The organism is Pseudoalteromonas sp. SANK 73390 (genome assembly GCF_054966645.1).
In genome coordinates this window covers 1-1,038 of the sequence record NZ_ARPN01000174.1, presented here as the reverse complement: position 1 = coordinate 1,038, position 1,038 = coordinate 1, and the positions used below count along the sequence as shown (strand labels likewise).

The following is a 1,038-nucleotide window of genomic DNA, read 5'->3' as shown; positions in this document are numbered from 1 at the left end:
CTCGGCTCTCCATAACTTTCGAGATTATAGTCAAAAACAGGAAAGATTTATACGGTGATTGCACTCGAAGCTTGCTAAACTAAGAGCGCAATTTTAAATCAGTTATCTTTTCAACTTTGATTGGATATTGATGACAGCTTCTTTGAGTTCATCTTCATCAGAGTAGGCGTTGGGGTACTTTACTCTATCCTCTTTAAACTCTGAAAACCTACCAGCAACTTCCGACAGTCTTTCAAACTCCTGAGCCTCGGTAGAACTTAATAAAGATGTGTCAATCCCGATGTCGAAGCACTCATAAAATTCATCACAAAACACTCTAGGAGATATGTTATCAGAAGCAAACTCTGTCATTATGTAATATAAAAAATCAACTGAGCCCTTATCGGGTGTATTATTTAATTGCATTCAATGGCCCCATTCTCTTTCTGGCATACTCAAAATGAAGGATTGTGTTCGTGCTCTTGTGGTGCAGAACTTCTAGGTTGTACGGCTTGTTGTTTCGCCAAATTTTCATGTAATGCATTAAAGCGTCAGACCCTCTTGGGTCAGGAAGTCCCTTGCTTCCTTTTATTGCTTTATCAAGCATCTGCACAGGAACATGCCTAGCTACATTTTCCATGTGGAGTGATGGAGTTCTTGCAAAGTTATATAGACTAGTTGTTCTGTGTTGCCCTCTCATGGCTGTTAAGCTTTTGGTAAAGCCTCCCAACGCTTGCATAAAGCCCATTGCACGAGAAGCCATAAAGCCGGGTGCTATAGGTGCATTAGCTAAAATAGACCTATCCCATCCAGTATTGAAGTCACCTCCTAGTTCATTTTGAAAATCTTTGAACTTATCATGACCAAGAATACCCCGTAACTCATCATCATTTAGTGACCCTGCAACATTGGCAAGTGCCCCTGCATATGTACCCGGGTCAGCAATCATCTCAAATAATGCTTGCCTATTGATTTTGTAGTCACCGCCACCACTTTGATTGGCACCACCATCCCCTCCTCCTTCTTTCGCAACCTCACTCTGCGACAGCATATCCGTTA

General features: G+C 41.6%; 2 protein-coding genes. Both read right to left on the bottom strand.

The window, feature by feature from the left end; translation table 11 throughout:
• Positions 1–102 precede the first annotated feature (102 nt).
• The gene (locus SANK73390_RS19485; protein WP_462768013.1) at positions 103–405 is read right to left on the bottom strand and encodes a hypothetical protein; all 303 of its coding nucleotides are present in this window, start codon (positions 403–405) and stop codon (positions 103–105) included.
• Positions 392–1,038: hypothetical protein (locus tag SANK73390_RS19480; protein WP_462768012.1), on the bottom strand; the 647-nt coding region annotated here is incomplete at its 5' end. The genes SANK73390_RS19480 and SANK73390_RS19485, both read right to left, overlap by 14 nt.

Excerpts from the sequence above, each read along its gene's own strand:
- SANK73390_RS19485 (WP_462768013.1), bottom strand. The coding sequence starts at position 405 with ATGCAATTAAATAATACACCCGATAAGGGCTCAGTTGATTTTTTATAT.